Genomic DNA, 16,227 nt, shown 5'->3' on the forward strand with positions numbered 1-16,227 from the left:
CGGCACAACGACCAAGCTCCGTCGCGCCTTCTTCGCGTCGTCATGCTGTTCGCCGCGGCGTGACTGCGCGGGGCGGGTCAGCGTCGGCGCAGCCCGCCGAATGGCGCTGCGCGTCGACCGGTTTCAAGAAAACCCTCGCAACGGCGGCCGTTTTCGGCAGACTGCGGGTTCATCCATACGTCACCAGGGAGCACTCCATGTTCGTACGCATCGCCATCCTCTTGTTGGCAGCCGGTCTGCTGACAACGCCGCTTGTCGCGTGCAGCGGCGGCGGCGCCAAAACCGAGACCACGTCGAACATCAGAACCACGACCACGGGGCAGGAACTGATGGACCTTAAGAAGGCGTATGACGCCGGCGCCATCACTTCCGAAGAGTATGAGGAGCAGCGCCAGGAAATTCTGGAGCGGGCCGACTGACGGCGATCATCGTTCACGATCTGGAGCACGCACGCGCGGCGCTGCGGGCGGCGGCGGATCTGGGGGTGCCGGTCACGCTGCGGAGCGCGCCGGACGCCGCGGCCTGTCTCGGCGCCGCGGTGTTCCGGGAGATCGTCACCGCAGCCCGGGCCGAACATCCCGATGCCGACTGCGTCGCGGTGCTCGACTGCGGAGGCGACCCCGGCTTCGCCCTGGCGGCGCTGCGCGCCGGGCTCAAGCGCATTCGGGTCGACGTGCGGCCGGACGTATACGCCAGGCTGGCGGACATCGCACGCCAATGCGGCGCCACCCTCGAAGACGCCAAAGACGAAGCCAACCGCGATTCTCTGGCGCTCGACCTTCTGGACTGCACATCACCGCTCGAACGTTGTCGAACCTGGTTGTCTTCTTCCGAGAGGTGAGTTGCCAACACCTGCGCGGCGGGTGTATCTCGTCAAGTGGGGAACAGCCGCCGACAGCCAGCAACCAGCACAGCCAGCAATCAGCATTCAGGGACAGCTTCAGGACTTGAGGGAGATCGGCTATGAAAGTTTCGAAGACCGTCAAGAACATCCTCGCCAACTATGAGAGCGACAATCCCGGCACCAAGGCCAACTTGGCTCGCATCCTGTCGACCGGCAGGCTCGCCGGCACCGGCAAGATGGTGATCCTGCCGGTTGACCAAGGCTTCGAGCACGGGCCGGTGCGGAGCTTCGGTCCCAATCCAGCGGCCTATGATCCGGAATACCACATCAAGCTGGCGATCGACGCCGGCCTCAACGCTTATGCCACGCCGCTCGGCATGGTCGAGGCGGTGGCCGACGCTTACGCCGGGCAGATCCCGATCATCCTAAAGGTCAACAGCTCCAACACCCTTGCGCGCTCCAAGGAGGCGCCGAGCCAGGCGGTGACCGCCTCGGTCGACGATGCCATCCGCCTCGGCTGCGCCGCCATCGGTTTCACCATCTATCCGGGCTCGGACGAAGCCTTCAAGATGATGGAGACCATCAAGGAGTTGTCGACCGAGGCCAAGGCAAAGGGCTTGGCCACGGTGGTCTGGTCCTACCCGCGCGGCGGAGCGCTGTCCAAAAAGGGCGAGTTGGCCATCGACATCGGCGTCTATGCTTGTCACATGGCGGCGCTGCTAGGCGCGCATATCATCAAGATCAAGCTTCCGAGCGAGGACATCGAGCAGGACGAGGCGCGCAAGGTCTACGAGTCCGAGAAGATCGACATTTCGACCCAGGCGGCTCGCGTCAAGCACTGCATGCAGGCGGCGTTCAACGGTCGCCGCATCGTGGTGTTCTCCGGCGGCGCCAAAAAGGGCGCGGACTCCGTCTACCAGGACGCCCGCGACATCCGCGACGGCGGCGGCAACGGCTCCATCATCGGCCGCAACACCTTCCAGCGGCCGCGTGAGGAAGCCATCGACATGCTGACCAGGATCATCAACATTTATCTTGGCAAGGAATAACCGGAGCGGCTGCGGGGAGACACACCGGGCGGTGCCATCCCGCCATCCTTGTCGCCTCTATCTGATCACGCCGCCGCGCATCGATGCGGCGGCGTTTTCGGATGTGCTCGCCGCGGCCCTCGACGCCGGGGACGTGGCGGCGGTGCAACTGCGCCTGAAGGACGCGGATGACGCCACGGTTGTGCAAGGATGCAAGGTTTTGGCGCCCGTAGCGCAATCCCGCGGCGTGGCGTTTCTCCTCAACGACCGTCCCGATCTGGCGGCCAAGGTCGGCTGCGACGGGGTGCACGTCGGCCAGCACGACACGCCGTATGACGAAGCTCGCCGCCTGGTCGGCGACGACGCCATCGTCGGCGTCACCTGCCACGACTCCCGCCATCTGGCGATGGTGGCGGCCGAGGCCGGCGCGGATTACGTGGCGTTCGGAGCGTTCTATCCGACCGCGACGAAGGATCCGCCGACAGCGGCGGAGCCCGAGCTTCTGGCCTGGTGGAGCGAGGTGATGACGGTGCCCTGTGTCGCCGTCGGCGGCATCACCGTCGACTCCTGCGCACCCTTGATCGAGGCGGGCGCCGACTTTCTGGCGGTGTCCGCCGGCGTCTGGGCGCACCCGAATGGACCCGCCGCCGCGGTTCAAGCGTTCAACGAGCGCATCCGCGCCGCCGAGCGAGAGCCCTGACGAGAGTCCTGATGCCCCTCATCCCCGTCCGAGAAAGGCAGAGGCAGCATGTGGTATAAGAACGCGATCATCTACAGCCTCGACGTCGAGACGTTTCAGGACTCGGACGGCGACGGCATCGGTGATTTCCATGGGCTGGTGAGCCGCATCGATTATCTGGACAGCCTCGGCGTCGACGCCGTCTGGCTGCAGCCGTTTCAGCCGACCCCCAACCGCGACGACGGCTACGATATCATCGACTTCTACGGCGTCGATGCGCGCCTCGGCACCCTCGGCGACTTTGTTGAATTTGCCCGAGCGCTGGAGGATCGCGGCATCCGTCTGATCCTCGATCTCGTGGTCAATCACACCTCCGACCAGCACCCATGGTTCCAGGAGGCTTGCGCCGATCCATCTTCCAAGTATCGGGACTATTACTTGTGGTCGAAGGAGAAACCGGCGGGTGCTGATACCGGAATGGTTTTCCCCGGCGTTCAGGAAACGACGTGGACCTGGAACGAGCAGGCCGGCGCCTATTACTTCCATCGCTTCTACCACCACCAGCCGGACCTCAACATCGACAACCCCATGGTTCGTGAGGAGATCCTGCGCATCATCGGGTTCTGGCTCAAGCTCGGCGTGTCCGGGTTCCGGGTGGATGCAGCGCCTTTCCTGATCGAGCTGCTCGACGATCAGGCGCCGCAGCACGACGCCATGTTCGCGTTTCTCGAAACGATGAACGCCACTCTCTCGTGGCAGCGCGGCGACGCGATCCTGTTGGCCGAAGCCAACGTCGGCGTCGAAAAGATCGACGACTACTTCGGCGACGGCCGCCGCATGCACATGATGTTCAATTTCATCGTCAACCAGGCGCTGTTCCTGGCGCTGGCACGCGAGCGGAGCGAGCCGCTGCGGCGCGCTCTGGAATCGCTGCCGCCGATGCACGAAAAGTCCCAGTGGGCGCAATTCCTGCGCGGCCACGATGAGCTGGATCTCGGCCGCCTCGCCGATGACGAACGCCAGGAGGTGTTTCAGGCATTCGGACCCGAACCCGGCATGCAGATTTACCACCGCGGCATCCGCCGTCGGCTGGCGCCGATGCTCGACGGCGATCGCGCACGCATCGAGATGGCCCACAGCCTGATGTTCAGCCTGCCCGGCACCCAGGTCATCCGCTACGGCGACGAAATCGGCATGGGCGAGGACCTGTCACTGAACGAGCGGAACGCGCTCCGCACGCCGATGCAGTGGGCGGACACCGCGAATGCGGGGTTTTCCTCCGCCTCGCCAGACCGCCTGATCCGCCCGGTCGTTGACGAGGGCGCTTTCGGCTACCGCACCGTCAACGTCGAGGCCCAGCTCGCCGACGCCGATTCGCTTCTGAACCGCATGCAGCGTCTGATTCGCGCCCGGACCTGGACTCGCGAAATCGGCGTCGGCGCGTTCAATAACGTCGAGACCGACCGGCCGAACGTCATGGCCCATGTGTGCCGCAGCGGCAACCGGCTGTTCTTTGCGATCCACAACCTCGCCGCCGAGCCTTGCACGGTGCGCCCGGCGCTGGCGAGGGAGGATTGGAAAAGCCTGCGCGAGGTGGTCGCCGATCGGCAATACCCTGCCGCCAACGGCGAACTGGAAGTCGGCGGATACGGCTACCGGTGGTTCCGCGCCGACAGAGCAGGCTGAGCCACCACCGGCGCGTCGCGAGCGATCATCCGGCGGTGCCGCGGCTGGGTGCGATGATGGGATAGGTGCGCTTGACGGTGACCGCGACGAACGCGGCCAGTCCGGCCTTGATCAGGTCGCCGAGAAGAAAGCCGAGCGTGCCCAATAACGCCTTGTCCCACGGCACCTGGCCGAGCATGACGAGCCAGGGGATGCCGCAGGCGTAGATGAGGACGACGCCGCCGAGGACGTTGATGGCGAAGGCGTTGACGATGGTGAGGTGGCGCCAGCGCCGCTCCACCATCCAGCCGATGGCGAACGCGGCGATCGGCCAGCTCAGGAGAAAGCCGCCGCTCGGCCCGAGGATGACGCCGAAGCCGCCGCGGCCGCCGGCGAGGATCGGCACGCCCACCGCCACCAGCACCAGAAACAGCAACAGCGCCAGGCCGCCGCGCAACGAGCCGAGAATGGCGCCGGCCAGCATGACGCCGAGGGTCTGGGCGGTGATCGGCACCCCGATCAGCGGCAGCGTCAGCGGCGGAAACACGCCGAGCGCCGCCACCACGGCGGCGAACAGCGCGATGTAAACGATCCCCCTGGTGTCCGTCATGTCGTGCTCCCGAGCGGCGTCCGTTGCTGGCGAGGGTTATACCGGACGACCCGACGGATCAATACGCTCGCTCAGCGCGATCGCCGCCGTGCGTCCGGATCCCAGCCGCGGGCGTCGATGGCCTCGGTCAGCGTGTCGGCCATGCGCAGGGTGCGGATGATCAGCGGCACGGCGACGGCGATGACGTTGCGCTCGAGCCCGCGGGCGCGCTGCGCCTCGCGGATCTCATGAGTCATCTGCACCAGGATCGGAATGAAGCGCAGCGCCAGCGACAGCGCCAGGCTGACCTTGGCCGGATTGACCCCGATGACGACCAACGGGGCGAGGGCGCACTCGATGACCTCGATCATTTCCGACACCCGCGTGGTCATGCTGACCACCAACGCCAGAGCTACCAGAACGAAAAAGCGGAGAACCACCAGCGCGCCAAGGGTCCAATTGGTAAAGACGCCGTGAGCGACGAAAATCACCAGCAACAACACCATGACCGGCCTGAGTTGATGCAGGGTATCTCCGAGCGGCGCTCTGGCGATGACCAACAGCGCCACGACCGCCGCCAGCAGCGGCGTCAGCCACAGCGGCGACGGCACCAGGAACACGCCGATGCCCGCCGCCAGCAGCCCCGCCAGCTTGAACACCGCAGGGAGCCGGTGGAGCGGCGTGTCGCCGGCGGCGTACAGCGCGAACGTCACGTCATCATCCCGCAGTAGTACGGCACCGCCACCGCCGGGGGTGCATCCATGACGATGCGCCCGGCCTCCATCACCAGGACGCGGTCGAACCCTGCCAGCATGTCGAGATCGTGGGAGACGACGACAGCGGTCTGCGGCAGGCCTTCCAGGACCCTGATCATCATTCGCTTGTTGCGGAGGTCGAGAAGCGTCATCGGCTCGTCGAACACTACGTAGTCCGGCTCCATCACCAGCACCGACGACAGCGCCAGCAACTGTTTTTCGCCGGCGCTGAGCGTATGGGTGCCGGCGCTGCGCAGGTGGGAAAGACCGTAGCGCGCCAGCACGCCGTCCACTTTGCGGGCGATGTCAGCCTTGCCGAGGCCCAGGTTCTTCAAGCCGAACGCGATGTCTTCCTCGACCAACGGCATGACGATCTGCGCATCGGGATCCTGGAACACGAACCCCACCTTGCGGCGCACCGCCCTTGCGTCAACGCGGGTGTCGAGGCCATCGACCCGCACGGTCCCGCGCTCGGGCACCAGAAGCCCGTTGATCAGCCGCACCAGGGTGCTCTTGCCGGAACCGTTGGCGCCGATCACGGCAACGCGGCGCTCGTCGATGCGGAGTTCGATGGCGTCGAGCACCACCCGGTCGCCGAAGCGGTGATGGACATCCAGGATCTCGATCATGATGACGGCGACATAGCGCGTTTCGCCGCTGCAGGGCGGATTTTTTCCGTTGCCGAGCCGCCTCGATCCGCTACTAAGATAAAGAATGTGTCGAAAGCTTGAAACGCAAGCTGGTCCCGCATAACAACCGGGTCGCTTAATGCCACGAACCAACAACCAGAAGCCCAAGGAGGCGGAGGAATGAAGAAGATCATCGTTGCATCTGTCGCCGCCGCGCTGGCAGTCCCGCTTTATTCAGAGAATGCCCGCGCCGGCGCTACCTTCGACGCGGTCAAGGCGCGCGGCGAAGTGATCTGCGGCGTCCACACCGGCTTGCCCGGCTTCGGCGCGCCTGACGACAAGGGCAACTGGACCGGGCTCGACGTCGACTTCTGCCGCGCCGTTGCGGCGGCGGCGCTCGGTGACGCCAAAAAGGTCAAGTTCGTGCCGCTGACCGCCCAGCAGCGGTTCACCGCCCTGCAGTCCGGCGAGGTGGACGTGCTGTCGCGCAACACCACCTGGACCCTGTCCCGCGATACCGACCTCGGGCTCAACTTCGCGCCGACCACGTACTACGACGGCCAAGGCTTTCTGGTGGCCAAGGCCCTCGGCGTCTCCAGCGCCAAGGAAATGGAAGGCGCTACCGTCTGCGTGCAGACCGGCACCACGACCGAGCTCAACATGGCGGACTTTTTCCGCGCCAACGAGATGCAGTTCCAGCCGTTGACGATTGAAAGCTATGAAGAAGTGACGTCGGCGTTCCTTTCCGGACGGTGCGACGCGCTGACGTCGGACGCATCCCAGTTGGCGACGATCCGCGCCAACTCCACCCGCAACCCGAGCGACTACGTGATCCTGCCCGAAATCATTTCCAAGGAACCCTTGGGCCCCGCCGTCCGCCACGGCGACGACGAGTGGTTCGACCTCGTCAAATGGTCGGTGTTCGCGACCATCGAGGCGGAGGAGAAGGGCATCACCTCTGAAAACGTCGACAGCATGATGGACAGCCCTGACCCCAACATCCAGCGCCTGCTCGGCGTGACCGGGGAGATGGGCCAGAAACTCCACGTCGACGACAAGTGGGCTTACAACATCATCAAACAGGTCGGGAACTACGGCGAGATCTTCGAGCGTAACGTGGGCGCTGACTCGCCGCTGGAGCTTTCCCGCGGCCTGAACGCGCTCTGGATCGAAGGCGGCCTGATGTACGCACCGCCGGTGCGCTGACCCAAGATCGGTTCCGCCGTCTCCCGTGCGGGGGCGGCGGATTCCGTCTCGGATCCGACCATGCAACCACTGCCCGCCAGCCGGGACACGACGGAGCCGGCGCCCGCCACACAGCGACGCGGCCGCTGGTGGAACGACGCCAGGGTGCGAGGCGCCGCCTCCCAGGTAATCGTGGTTGGGATCATCGGCCTGATCATCTGGTATCTCGCCTCCAACACGATCGCCAACCTGCAGGCCCGCAACATCGCGTCCGGCTTCGGCTTCCTCGGCCGGGAGGCCGGGTTCACCGTCAGCGAGGGCCCGATCCCCTACAGCGCCGCGGACGCCTACCGGCGGGTGTTCCTCGTCGGCATCCTTAACACGCTGAAGGTTTCGTTCATCGGCATCGTCGGCGCCACCTTGCTCGGCACCATCGCGGGCATAGCCCGGCTCAGCACCAACTGGCTTGTCGCCCGGTTCGCCACCGTCTACGTCGAGGGTCTCCGCAACATCCCGGTGCTGCTGCAACTGTTCTTCTGGTATGCGTTCATCACCGAGGGCCTGCCCCATCCCCGTCAGGCACTCGAACCGCTGCCGGGCCTTTTCCTCAGCAACCGCGGGCTCATCTATCCTGTGCCGCTGGCGCATCCGGCCTTCACGGTCATGGCAGTGGCTTTCCTGATCGCCGTCGCCGCCACTTGGGTGATCCATCGCTGGGCGCGGCGGCGCCAGGAGCGCACCGGGCAACTGTTCCCGACCGTCCGCGTCGGCGCGGCACTGATCATCGGCCTGCCGATGGCCGCTTACCTGCTCGGCGGCGCACCGACGGCGCTCGAGGTGCCGGAGCTGCGCGGGTTCAACTTCCAGGGCGGCGGCGTTGTCTCGCCCGAGTTCACCGCGCTGCTCGTCGGGCTCGTCATGTACACCGGCACCTACATCGCGGAGATCGTTCGCGGCGGCATCCTGGCCGTGTCCCACGGGCAGACCGAGGCCGCGCTCGCGCTCGCGCTCAAACGCAGCCTCGTGCTGCGGCTGATCCTATTGCCGCAGGCGCTCCGCATCATCATTCCGCCGCTGACCAGCCAGTATCTCAACCTCACCAAGAACTCTTCGCTGGCGGTCGCCATCGGGTTCCCCGATCTCGTCGCCGTCGCCAACACCAGCATTAACCAGACGGGGCAGGCGGTCGAGGGCATCGCCATCATCATGGCCTGCTACCTGACCGTCAGCCTCTCCATCTCCGCCTTCATGAACTGGTACAACCGGCGCGTCGAGCTGCGCGGAGGCCGCACGTGACGGGCCGCGACCCGAGGGAATTCCCCGACGCCTCGGCGCACGAGGAGGAGCCGCTCGATGCCAAAGCGCCACGGCAGAAGCCAGGGCCGCCGGGGCCGTCTTCCGGCATCGCGGTTCGCGCCCTGCACTGGCCGCGGAAGCACCTTTTCAACACCGTCCCCAACACCATCCTGACCTTGCTGTGCCTGTGGCTGTTGTGGGAGACGATCCCGCCGCTGATCCAGTGGGCGCTGATCGACCCGGTGTGGTCGGGGGACGATCCGGCGGCGTGCCGCGCGGCCGAGGGCGCATGCTGGGCGTTCGTCGCCACCAAGCACCGCTTCCTGCTGTTCGGTCTCTTTCCGTTCGACGAGCACTGGCGGCCGCTGTTGGCGACACTCCTGTTCATCGCCGCCCTGGTCGTTTCCAGCAATCCGGTGTCGTGGCGCTGGTGGCTGGCGGCGTTGTGGGCGGTGGTGGTGATCGTGTGCGCGATCCTGATGTGGGGCGGCGTGTTCGGCCTGACTTACGTGGACAACACACAGTGGGGCGGCGTGCCGCTGACGCTCATCCTGTCCGTGGTCGGTATCACTGTTTCATTTCCGCTGGCGGTGCTGCTGGCCCTCGGCCGGCGGTCCGATCTGCCGTTAATCCGGGCTGTCTCGATCGGCTTCATCGAACTGGTGCGCGGCGTGCCGCTGATCAGCGTGCTGTTCATGGCCTCGGTCATGTTTCCCTTGTTCCTGCCGGAAGGGATGAGCGTCGACAAGCTGTTGCGCGCCCAGGTGGGGATCATCCTCTTCACCGCGGCGTATCTGGCCGAAGCGATTCGCGGCGGCCTGCAGTCGGTGCCGCGCGGCCAGTTCGAGGCCGCCGACGCCCTCGGCCTCGGTTACTGGAAAAAGACGTTCCTCGTCATCCTGCCGCAGGCGCTCAAGGTGTCGATTCCGCCGATCGTCAACCAGTTCATCAGCATGTTCAAGGACACTTCGCTGGTCATCATCATCGGTCTGTTCGACCTGATGATGACCACCAAGACCGCGCTCACCGATCCGCCGTGGCGACCGTTCTACGTGGAAGCCTACCTGTTCGCGGCGCTGATCTATTGGGCATTCTGTTTTTTCATGTCCCGTTACAGCCAGTTCCTGGAACGCCGGCTCGAAACCGGCCACCGCCGCGCCTGATGGAAGACCACTCGATGACCTCCCCCCACCATCCCGAACCCGAGGTGGCCATCGCCTTCGACCACGTCGACAAGTGGTTCGACACTTTTCACGTGCTCAAGGACATCAACCTCACCATCCATCGCGGCGAGCGGGTGGTGGTGTGCGGGCCGTCGGGCTCCGGCAAGTCCACCATGATCCGCTGCGTCAATGCGCTCGAGCCGCACCAGCGCGGCCGCATTGTGGTCGGCGGCGTGGAACTCACAAGTGACGTGCGCACCGTCGAGGCCATCCGCCGCAACGTCGGCATGGTGTTCCAAAGCTTCAACCTGTTCCCGCACCTGACCGTGCTGGAAAACCTGACGCTGGCGCCGATGTGGGTCAAGAAGATGCCGAAGGCGGAGGCTCAGGACATCGCCATGTCCTATCTCGAGCGCGTCCACATCCCGGAGCAGTCGGGCAAGTACCCCGGGCAACTGTCCGGCGGCCAGCAACAGCGGGTCGCCATCGCCCGCGCCCTCTGCATGAAGCCCTCCGTCATGCTGTTCGACGAGCCGACCTCCGCCCTCGATCCCGAGATGATCAAGGAGGTGCTGGACGTCATGGTCGAGCTGGCGGAGGAAGGGATGACGATGATCTGCGTCACCCACGAGATGGGCTTCGCCAAGACGGTCGCCGACACCATGGTGTTCATGGACGAGGGCAGCATCGTCGAGCGGGCGCCGCCGGAGCAGTTCTTCGAGCAGCCCAGCAGCGAGCGCACCAAGCTGTTCCTCAGCCAGATCCTCAGCCACTGACGCGGCGCTACATCGCAGCCTGTCGCATTCGGGAGCCCGTAGAGGTGCTGCGCATCCGCCGCGCGGCGCGGCGGTGTTCGGAAGCATTGTGAGCCCGGGCGAACGCGACATCCCGCAGTCACCACCCTTCGCGCGGCCTCAACCAGCCGTCGCTAGCCCGGCTTCCGAGTTGTCGCCAATCTGCCGGCGACAGGCGCAATGACGGCTTCGGCCGGTCATTAAAAATTCAGCAGTTTCGCGGAAGATCTGTTTGTGGCGCCGCACCGCCTGCGCGCGATGCCCTGCGCCTACCGAAACCTCGTGGCTCGGAGCCCTGTCCATGAAGAACCTCACCATCTTTCAACGTATGATGCTGATCGTCGGGCTCATCGCCGTGGGCAGTGCGGTGACCGGCGCCGGCTTCTGGTACGTCCTCAGGCAGGAGCTTTACCAGGATCGCCAAGACAAGACGCGCAACCTCGTGGAGACCGCCTACACGCTCATCGAGCACTACGGCAACCTCGAGGCGGCCGGCGACCTGACCCGCGACGAGGCGCAGGACGCTGCCAAGGCGGCGGTCAAGCGCCTCCGCTACAACGACGACGACTATTTCTGGATCAACGACTACCAGCCCGTAATGGTGATGCACCCGATGAAGCCGGCGCTGGACGGTCAAGATCTGAGTGCGTTCAAGGACCCCGAGGGCACGCTTCTGTTCAACGAGTTCGTGAAGGCCGTCAAGAACGACGGCGCCGGCTTCGTTCCGTACATGTGGCCGAAGCCCGGCAGCGAGCGGCCGGTCGCCAAGATCTCCTACGTCAAGGGCTACCAACCCTGGCAGTGGATCGTCGGCTCCGGCATCTACATCGACGACGTGGAAAGCATCCTTTGGAAGGATATTCTGCTGTTCGGCACGTTCGCTTCGGTCATGCTCGGCGGCGTGATTGCGGCGATCATGTTCATCGCACGCAGCATGACCCGTCCCATCCATGGCCTCACCGGCATCATGCGGCGCCTCGCCGACGGGGATGTGGAGGTCGTCGTGCCGGCGACAGACCGCAAGGACGAGATCGGCGCGATGGCCGCCACCGTCGAGGTGTTCAAGGAGAACGCCAAGCGTGTCGCCCGGCTCAGTCTGATCGAACAGGCGGAGAAGGCGCGCCGGGAGTACCGCCAGGACGCGATCGACGGCCTGATCGATAGCTTCGGCCAGACCCTCGGCCAGGTTCTGAACGACCTGACGGCCATGGCCGAGCACATGGCCAAAGGCTCGCAAACCCTCCTGTCGGCGTCTTCAGAGACGGACCGCCAGGCCGATGCCGCTGCCGCGTCGGCCGATCAGGCGTGCAACAGCGTCCAGGCCGTGGCCTCTGCCTGCGAGGAACTCTCCTATTCGGTCCAGGAGATCAATCGCCGCGTGTCGGAGGCCTCCTCCATCACCACCGATGCTGTCGGCGAAGCGAAGGCGACCAATGCCACCGTCGGCAAGCTGTCTGATGCGGCGCGCAAGATCAGCGATGTCGTCGACCTCATCAACGACATCACGTCGCGCACCAATCTGCTCGCGCTCAACGCCACCATCGAGGCGGCGCGCGCCGGCGACGCCGGCAAGGGCTTCGCGGTGGTCGCCAACGAGGTCAAGAGCCTCGCCAACCAGACGGCCAAGGCGACGGAGGAGATCGTCGCCCAGATCACCGCGGTGCAGAATCAGGTTACCGGCGCCGTGGAGGGCATCAGCGGCATTTCAACGACCATCGACCGCATCAACGCCATATCCGCCGACATTGCAACCGCCGTCGATGAACAAGGCGCCGCCACCCAGGAGATCGCCTCCAGCGCCCAGGCCGCGGCCATGGGCGCGACAGAAGTCGGCCACAGCATGGGCGTAGTTCGCAACGCGGCGGGGACGACCGGGAACATCGCCACTACCGTGGGCGAGGCCACGACATCGCTGAGCGCCAAGGTCGAGGCCATCCGCGCCGCCGTTCAAACCTTCATCGAAGCGGTGCACTCGTCGGATGACCAGCGCAAGTTCAACCGCTATGCAGTCGATCTGCAAGCGACGATGACCTGGGGTAACACCAGGGTTAATGCCCGGATCAAGGACCTGTCGCTGGGCGGCTTCAGGACCGCGGCGACCCTTGCCGCAAAAACCGGAGCCGACGTCAGCGTCACCTTCAAGGAGCACGCCGGCGAGATTCCCGCCGTGGTCATCGGCCACAGCGCAGACGGCACCCATTTCGAGTTCAACGCCGACGCCGAGACCTTCTCCGTCATTCAGGCCGTCGTCGCTTCGGTCGAGACAGGAGCGCCGGCGGCCGGCCGCCGGGTCGCCGCCTGATCACAGCGCCGCGGTGAATGACGGGATCGGTCCCTTGCGAGCGGCGCGACAACAAGCGCGGCAATCCAGGCTCTGTCACCACGCGGACCCTGAATTGTCACGCCGGCGCCGCCTCCTCGCAATCACGATGGAGGCTCGGGAGAGGCGCCGCCGGTCAGTCGTCGAGCGTGTATTCGACGGTGGTGACGACGCGGATGGTCTTGTGGATCTGCGCGGACTCCTGAAGCCCGGGCGCCTGGTCGCGGGGCAGGATCTGGAACAGGCCCTGGCTCGCGCGGCGAATGCCGCCGATGTCGCTACCGGAATCGGCAGCGAATTGCTCGGCGGCGTCGCGAGCGTTCTGCGTCGCGTCGGCGATCATTTGCGGCTTCACGTCGTTCAACGTGGTGAACAGATAGAAGGGCCCCGGCGGCCCGTGGTTCGCCGCGCCGAGCACCACGCCGGCCGCCACCAGATCGCCGATGTTCTGGCTGGCTGCGGCGATGGTGTCCACCGCGGTGGTCCGGACCATCAGCGTTTGCGCCACGATGAACCGGCTTTCCACCGGACCCGACCGGTACGCCTGGGCGTGTAGATCCGTCACCTCAAGGCTTTGAAGTTCGATGTCCGCGGACCCAATCCCCGCCGCCGCCAGAAACCCCGAGATGGTCTCCGCGTCCCGCGCGATCCTGCTCTGCGCCTCGGCCAGATCGTTGCTGGTGGCGACGAAGCGGAGCGGCCAGATGGCGAGGTCAGCGCGCGCCGGCCGTTCCGCCAACCCCTTTACGGTGACGTAGCGGTCGCCGGTGCGGGCGTCGACGAGCCCGTCGCCCACCCACCAACCGGTGGCGGCGATGCCGACCGCCAGCACCGCCGCGCTCGGCAGCAGGACCCTCAACCCACCTTCATGATCGCGCAACGGCATTGCGGGCTATTCTTTCCGGTGTTTCAGTGCAACGGATGGTCCCACATCCACTGCACTAGTGCACAGACACATTCGGATGATTCAGTCGATTGGGTCATAGTGGCACGAGAATCAAGAGTCGCGTGCAGCAATGGTGCATTCTTTGAATGCACCGCTGCACTAGCCTATCCGGTTGGCGTTCAAACCGCCATAACGAGCAAGAGCGCTTGGTCCTTCAACAACAGAAGAGAACAGATGGCGAGCAGGCCCTGACGCCGGTACCACTCCGCCGTGCGGTGCACCCCCTCGCGGACGCCGACCTTCGGAGCGTAGTTGAGCAGGGTGCGCGCCTTGGTGATGTCGAACGCCCGCGACTTGACGAAAAAGTCGACACGGCGGCGGTAGAGAAACGGCTCGACGCGGATCGCCCGGCACACGTGCTCGACACAATACCCGGCCCAGTAGAACGGCCACACCGGAAGCCGGAGTCTCGGAACCGTAACCTCCAGTTCTTCGGCGATGTGGCTGGTGATTTCGTTCAGGGTCGTGTGGGTTTTGCCGGCGATGATGAAGGTCTCGCCCACCGCCTCTTCCCGGGTGCCGCACAGCAGCAATCCATCTACCAGATCGTCGATGAAGGTCAGGTGATACGCCACTTCGCCGCTGCCGATCATCAGGAACCGCCGCTTTTTGATCGCCCGAAACAACTTGAGGAAACGGAGATCACCAGGGCCGTAGATCGCTCCGGGACGGCAGATAGTCACCGCCAGGTCGGTGTCCTTCTGGTAATGGCGGGCGATCATCTCTCCTTCAAGCTTGCTTTGCTGGTAGTGGTCGCCGGGCGCGTAGGGCGCCTCTTCATCTGCCGGGGCATTCTGAACATCGCCGTGGACGCCGACGGTGCTGCAATGGACCACGCGGCGAGCCCCGGCTTCCAGCGCGGCCGCGAGCACGTTCTCCGTTCCGGTGGCGTTGATGTCGAAGAAGTGTTGGCGCTCGATCCCTTCCTGCCGATAGGCGGCGGCGATGTGGTAGACGGTATCGACGCCCGTGGCGGCGGCCCTCATGGCCGCAGGATCCCGCACGTCGCCCTGCACGAATTCGATGCCGCGGACGTCCGGCCAGGAAGGCGAGACCGGTGATCTGATCAGCGCGCGCACGGTGTGACCGTTGCGAGCGAGGCGCCGCGCCAAGTGACCGCCGGTAAACCCGGACGCGCCGGTGACAAGAACCGTTTCGTTACTCATGAAATCGGATGCTCCGCTGCGGACAAGGCTGCCCGCGCTGAAACCGTCGTGCGGTTGCCATGCAAATCTGTTGGCTGCAGATGACCTGCTCCCTCCCTGAGTAATCTACCGTCAGCGCGATGCTGTCGCTTCCGTTGTCGCCCGGCGGCCAGCCATATAGACGAAGCCGCCGAGGACCGCGTATAGCGACTGCAGCAGCAACACCGTCCAAGCCAGCACGATGGCGTCGGCCATCGTCATCCCGAACGGCGCGCCAAGCACCGCCAAAGCGCCCTCCCGCAAGCCGATGCCGTTGATGGTGACCGGCAGCATCGCGATGATCGACACGATCGGCACCAGAACCGCCAGCGCTTCCGCACTGACCGGCATGTTGAATGCGACCGCGATCAGCACGTAAAGCACGACGATCTCCACCATCAGCGCGATCGACAGCGCCAGCGCCGTGCATAGTCTCGACCAGCGGGAGCGCAGGCCGGCGATGCCCTGGTAGGCGATCGCCACCTTGTCCCGAACCAGTCGCAGTCCGGGGAGGCTCAGCAGTCGGCGGCCCCACATCGCTGTGCGCGGGTGCGCGAACACCAGCAGCAGCCCGACCACCGCGACCGGGATCAACCCGGTCAGCCAGAACAGGGGCATGGTGGCGACGACGTCCGGGCTCAGCAACGCCGCGACGAACGCCACCGCGCAGATGCCGATCAGCCCGATCAGCCGGTCGATCGCCACCACGGTCAGACTCAACACGTGCGAACCGACGTTGCGGTGAGTCCACCAACTGCGCGCCAGATCGCCGCCGATCGTCGACGGCAGGAGCTGGTTGAAAAACACCCCGACCAGCTGTCCCCGCACCAGCACGCTCATCGGAATTGCCTTGTCGAGCCCGGCGAGAATGACCCGCCAACGCTGGGCGCTGATCAACACCCCGATGCCGGGCAGAAGGGCGGCGATCATCAGGAGCGGCCAGTCCGTTGCCAACCCCCGCAGCCGGACGTGCAGATCGCCAAACGAAACCTGGCTCAGCAGCACCGTGATCAAGACCATGGTGGTGACGACGCGGAGCGTTCCGCCATGCCGGCGCAGCCATGCAGCGGCGCTCCGCGCGGCCGGGCTCCCCCAGCCGCGCCGCTCTACTCCAGACGCCTGTTCGCTCACCGCCGGCGCCGACCGTTAA

At 65.4% G+C, this 16,227-nt stretch carries 16 protein-coding genes; 10 read left to right on the top strand and 6 right to left on the bottom strand.

Features of this window, described 5'->3' with window-relative positions; genetic code table 11:
- Positions 1-197: 197 nt before the first annotated feature.
- The 5 genes from IPM60_09155 to IPM60_09175 all read left to right on the top strand — a co-directional run bounded on the left by IPM60_09155 (position 198) and on the right by IPM60_09175 (position 4,237).
- Entirely contained in the window at positions 198-419 is a 222-nt protein-coding gene (locus IPM60_09155) for an SHOCT domain-containing protein (GenBank protein MBK8908059.1), read from the top strand.
- Positions 416-841 (top strand): hypothetical protein, encoded by a 426-nt coding sequence (locus tag IPM60_09160; protein ID MBK8908060.1) that lies wholly within the window; start codon positions 416-418, stop codon positions 839-841. Before IPM60_09155 ends, IPM60_09160 begins: the two co-directional genes overlap by 4 nt.
- 122 nt (positions 842-963) lie before the next feature.
- Positions 964-1,893, top strand: a complete 930-nt coding sequence (locus tag IPM60_09165; protein MBK8908061.1) for a class I fructose-bisphosphate aldolase — start codon at positions 964-966, stop codon at positions 1,891-1,893.
- Positions 1,894-1,924: 31 nt separating this feature from the next.
- Positions 1,925-2,572 (top strand): thiamine phosphate synthase, encoded by a 648-nt coding sequence (thiE, locus tag IPM60_09170; GenBank protein ID MBK8908062.1) that lies wholly within the window; start codon positions 1,925-1,927, stop codon positions 2,570-2,572.
- A gap of 48 nt (positions 2,573-2,620) precedes the next feature.
- On the top strand, positions 2,621-4,237 hold the full coding sequence (locus tag IPM60_09175) for an alpha-amylase family protein (GenBank protein ID MBK8908063.1): 1,617 nt from the start codon (positions 2,621-2,623) through the stop codon (positions 4,235-4,237).
- A 25-nt stretch (positions 4,238-4,262) separates the two neighbouring features.
- On the opposite strand, the gene IPM60_09180 is transcribed toward IPM60_09175, so the two are convergent.
- From IPM60_09180 to IPM60_09190, 3 genes are all read right to left on the bottom strand, one after another.
- A complete protein-coding gene (locus IPM60_09180) occupies positions 4,263-4,826 on the bottom strand; it encodes a biotin transporter BioY (GenBank protein MBK8908064.1) in 564 nt (187 codons plus the stop codon).
- Positions 4,827-4,897: 71 nt separating this feature from the next.
- Positions 4,898-5,518: an energy-coupling factor transporter transmembrane protein EcfT gene (locus IPM60_09185; protein MBK8908065.1), complete on the bottom strand. Its 621-nt coding sequence runs from the start codon at positions 5,516-5,518 to the stop codon at positions 4,898-4,900.
- Positions 5,515-6,189, bottom strand: a complete 675-nt coding sequence (locus IPM60_09190; GenBank protein MBK8908066.1) for an ABC transporter ATP-binding protein — start codon at positions 6,187-6,189, stop codon at positions 5,515-5,517. The genes IPM60_09185 and IPM60_09190 overlap by 4 nt, the downstream gene beginning before the upstream one ends.
- A gap of 180 nt (positions 6,190-6,369) precedes the next feature.
- On the opposite strand from IPM60_09190, the gene IPM60_09195 reads away from it, so the two are divergent.
- From IPM60_09195 to IPM60_09215, 5 genes are all read left to right on the top strand, one after another.
- Complete coding sequence (locus tag IPM60_09195) at positions 6,370-7,395, top strand: amino acid ABC transporter substrate-binding protein (protein MBK8908067.1); 1,026 nt, start codon at positions 6,370-6,372, stop codon at positions 7,393-7,395.
- A 60-nt stretch (positions 7,396-7,455) separates the two neighbouring features.
- The gene (locus tag IPM60_09200) at positions 7,456-8,670 is read left to right on the top strand and encodes an amino acid ABC transporter permease (protein ID MBK8908068.1); all 1,215 of its coding nucleotides are present in this window, start codon (positions 7,456-7,458) and stop codon (positions 8,668-8,670) included.
- A 107-nt stretch (positions 8,671-8,777) separates the two neighbouring features.
- Positions 8,778-9,833: an amino acid ABC transporter permease gene (locus tag IPM60_09205; GenBank protein MBK8908069.1), complete on the top strand. Its 1,056-nt coding sequence runs from the start codon at positions 8,778-8,780 to the stop codon at positions 9,831-9,833.
- Positions 9,833-10,609: an amino acid ABC transporter ATP-binding protein gene (locus tag IPM60_09210; protein MBK8908070.1), complete on the top strand. Its 777-nt coding sequence runs from the start codon at positions 9,833-9,835 to the stop codon at positions 10,607-10,609. The genes IPM60_09205 and IPM60_09210 overlap by 1 nt, the downstream gene beginning before the upstream one ends.
- 319 nt (positions 10,610-10,928) lie before the next feature.
- Positions 10,929-12,929, top strand: coding sequence for a cache domain-containing protein (locus IPM60_09215; protein ID MBK8908071.1), 2,001 nt, complete (start codon positions 10,929-10,931; stop codon positions 12,927-12,929).
- A 154-nt stretch (positions 12,930-13,083) separates the two neighbouring features.
- Here the strand turns inward: IPM60_09215 and IPM60_09220 are convergent, their stop codons facing one another.
- The 3 genes from IPM60_09220 to IPM60_09230 form a co-directional block, all read right to left on the bottom strand.
- Positions 13,084-13,833: an SIMPL domain-containing protein gene (locus IPM60_09220; GenBank protein MBK8908072.1), complete on the bottom strand. Its 750-nt coding sequence runs from the start codon at positions 13,831-13,833 to the stop codon at positions 13,084-13,086.
- Positions 13,834-14,012: 179 nt separating this feature from the next.
- Positions 14,013-15,059 (bottom strand): NAD-dependent epimerase/dehydratase family protein, encoded by a 1,047-nt coding sequence (locus tag IPM60_09225; protein MBK8908073.1) that lies wholly within the window; start codon positions 15,057-15,059, stop codon positions 14,013-14,015.
- A 111-nt stretch (positions 15,060-15,170) separates the two neighbouring features.
- Positions 15,171-16,208 (bottom strand): flippase-like domain-containing protein, encoded by a 1,038-nt coding sequence (locus tag IPM60_09230; GenBank protein ID MBK8908074.1) that lies wholly within the window; start codon positions 16,206-16,208, stop codon positions 15,171-15,173.
- Positions 16,209-16,227 lie beyond the last annotated feature (19 nt).

Source organism: Rhodospirillales bacterium (genome assembly GCA_016710335.1).
Classification (GTDB): Bacteria; Pseudomonadota; Alphaproteobacteria; order Rhodospirillales; family Defluviicoccaceae; genus JADJXQ01.

Coding starts and splice junctions, on each gene's coding strand:
- IPM60_09155 (MBK8908059.1), top strand. CDS start 198: ATGTTCGTACGCATCGCCATCCTCTTGTTGGCAGCCGGTCTGCTGACA.
- IPM60_09165 (MBK8908061.1), top strand. CDS start 964: ATGAAAGTTTCGAAGACCGTCAAGAACATCCTCGCCAACTATGAGAGC.
- IPM60_09175 (MBK8908063.1), top strand. CDS start 2,621: ATGTGGTATAAGAACGCGATCATCTACAGCCTCGACGTCGAGACGTTT.
- IPM60_09180 (MBK8908064.1), bottom strand. CDS start 4,826: ATGACGGACACCAGGGGGATCGTTTACATCGCGCTGTTCGCCGCCGTG.
- IPM60_09190 (MBK8908066.1), bottom strand. CDS start 6,189: ATGATCGAGATCCTGGATGTCCATCACCGCTTCGGCGACCGGGTGGTG.
- IPM60_09195 (MBK8908067.1), top strand. CDS start 6,370: ATGAAGAAGATCATCGTTGCATCTGTCGCCGCCGCGCTGGCAGTCCCG.
- IPM60_09200 (MBK8908068.1), top strand. CDS start 7,456: ATGCAACCACTGCCCGCCAGCCGGGACACGACGGAGCCGGCGCCCGCC.
- IPM60_09210 (MBK8908070.1), top strand. CDS start 9,833: ATGGAAGACCACTCGATGACCTCCCCCCACCATCCCGAACCCGAGGTG.
- IPM60_09215 (MBK8908071.1), top strand. CDS start 10,929: ATGAAGAACCTCACCATCTTTCAACGTATGATGCTGATCGTCGGGCTC.
- IPM60_09220 (MBK8908072.1), bottom strand. CDS start 13,833: ATGCCGTTGCGCGATCATGAAGGTGGGTTGAGGGTCCTGCTGCCGAGC.
- IPM60_09225 (MBK8908073.1), bottom strand. CDS start 15,059: ATGAGTAACGAAACGGTTCTTGTCACCGGCGCGTCCGGGTTTACCGGC.